This is a genomic window from Agrobacterium sp. 22117 (genome assembly GCF_052045735.1).
GTDB classification, from domain to species: Bacteria; Pseudomonadota; Alphaproteobacteria; order Rhizobiales; family Rhizobiaceae; genus Agrobacterium; species Agrobacterium cavarae.
Genome location: NZ_JBQEPP010000012.1, coordinates 1 through 2432 on the forward strand (window position 1 = coordinate 1; position 2432 = coordinate 2432).

At 59.1% G+C, this 2432-nt stretch carries 2 protein-coding genes; both read left to right on the forward strand.

Annotated elements, in window-relative coordinates:
- The coding region (locus ACTJKV_RS21845) for a methyl-accepting chemotaxis protein (RefSeq protein ID WP_440599487.1) at positions 1–846 on the forward strand (846 nt) is incomplete at its 5' end.
- Positions 847–984: 138 nt separating this feature from the next.
- Positions 985–2432, forward strand: a 1448-nt coding sequence (locus tag ACTJKV_RS21850; protein ID WP_440599488.1) for a methyl-accepting chemotaxis protein, incomplete at its 3' end; no start/stop codon positions are given.

A 2432-nucleotide genomic window follows, 5' to 3' on the forward strand; every position in this document is an offset into this window, starting at 1 on the left:
GCAACCGAACAGGCATCCTCTGCCGAAGAAGCCTCCGCTTCGATGGAAGAGATGGCCGCCAACATCAAGCAGAACGCGGACAACGCGGCCCAGACCGAGAAGATCGCTCGCCAGTCCTCCAAGGATGCAGAGGCAAGCGGTGAAGCCGTCGGCCGTGCTGTCGTCGCCATGCGCACGATTGCGCAGAAGATTTCCATCGTTCAGGAAATCGCACGTCAGACCGACCTTCTGGCACTGAATGCCGCTGTTGAAGCCGCGCGAGCCGGTGAGCATGGCAAGGGCTTCGCCGTCGTCGCCTCCGAAGTGCGCAAGCTGGCAGAACGCAGCCAGGCGGCAGCCGCTGAAATCTCCTCGCTCTCCGGCGAGACGGTTCAGGTCGCGACCGAAGCCGGCGAAATGCTGAACCGTCTGGTTCCAGATATTCGCAAGACCGCGGAACTGGTTTCGGAGATCTCTGCCGCATGCCGCGAACAGGATATCGGAGCAAGTCAGATCAACGAAGCAATCCAGCAGCTCGACAAGGTGACGCAGCAGAACTCAGGTGCTTCCGAAGAAGTCTCTGCCACGTCCGAAGAACTGGCCGCACAGGCCGAGGAGCTTCAGGCGAGCATCGCCTTCTTCAAGGTCGAGCGTGCCAATGCCGCCGCAGCAACTCGCTCTGCACCGGCTCGCCATGCAGCCCCGGCGGTCGCACATCGTCCAGTTGCGAAGTCTGCCGCTCCCGTGCGTCGAGCTGCAGCGACGAGTGCCGTCCATGCTCAGCAGGCTCGCGCCAACGGCTTTGCCCTCGACATGTCCATGGGTGGACCGGACGACAACGACCACGATTTCCGCGAAACAGCCTAAACAAAAGATGGGAGCCTTAGGTCGAGTGGTCTGTGGCTCCCACTCTAACCACTTCCGAACAGTTATTCGACAACAGCCCGTTTCAGCCTTCTCAACATTAGCGTTTCAACCTGGCATCGCACGCCAAGGATCACAACCATGCGATTTACCATTAAGCTCAAGCTTGCGCTCGCTTTTGCACTGATCATCATCCTCTCCGGTGGCATGGCAACCATGGCCATCTCACAGCTGTCGACGCTGAACGATGCGATAACGGACATCGTTCAAAGTCCTGCGACCAACCTACGTAACTCTGGCGACCTGTCCGTCGCGGTCCTGAATTCAATCGCGAGCGAGAAGAGCGCAGCGCTCAATGAGGATTCAAGCCGTATCTCCACATACGTCGATTCCGCCAGGGCAGAGCGCGCAAAAGTTTCGAAGATTCTCGCCGATCTCGAGCATGAGACAAACCCGGCAGTTCGTTCAAAGGTCGAAGAGATAAAGGCTGCCATCCCAGCATGGGAAAAACTGCAGGAAGACGTCCTTCGTTTTGCCATGGAAGACACACCGGAAGGGGATCGCCAAGCTGGCGTTATAACCATGGGAGAAGGAGAAAAGGCAACACGAAAGCTGCTGACCATTCTCGAGGCGCTCAACCGCGAAATCGCTGCCGACTTGAAGACGACGGACGAAGGCGCTGACGTGGAATACAACACGTCCCGGACAATTCTTATAGGCGCCGTTGGTGCGATCATGCTCCTCTCTCTCTGCGCGGCGGTGTGGGTATGCATCACCATCAGCCGAGGCTTGACGAAGGCGAGTTCAGCCGTTCGAAAAGTTGCCGAAGGTGATCTGCGCGAGACTGCACCGATCACGACCCGCGATGAAATCGGCGACCTGCTGGGCTATGTCAATGATATGGTGGAGCGCCTGCGCGGCGTCGTCGGCGATGCGCTTGCCGCAGCCGGCAACGTATCATCCGGCAGCCAGGAGCTGTCTTCGTCTTCCGAACAGCTGTCGCAGGGTGCAACCGAACAGGCATCCTCTGCCGAAGAAGCCTCCGCTTCGATGGAAGAGATGGCCGCCAACATCAAGCAGAACGCGGACAACGCGGCCCAGACCGAGAAGATCGCTCGCCAGTCCTCCAAGGATGCAGAGGCAAGCGGTGAAGCCGTCGGCCGTGCTGTCGTCGCCATGCGCACGATTGCGCAGAAGATTTCCATCGTTCAGGAAATCGCACGTCAGACCGACCTTCTGGCACTGAATGCCGCTGTTGAAGCCGCGCGAGCCGGTGAGCATGGCAAGGGCTTCGCCGTCGTCGCCTCCGAAGTGCGCAAGCTGGCAGAACGCAGCCAGGCGGCAGCCGCTGAAATCTCCTCGCTCTCCGGCGAGACGGTTCAGGTCGCGACCGAAGCCGGCGAAATGCTGAACCGTCTGGTTCCAGATATTCGCAAGACCGCGGAACTGGTTTCGGAGATCTCTGCCGCATGCCGCGAACAGGATATCGGAGCAAGTCAGATCAACGAAGCAATCCAGCAGCTCGACAAGGTGACGCAGCAGAACTCAGGTGCTTCCGAAGAAGTCTCTGCCACGTCCGAAGAACTGGC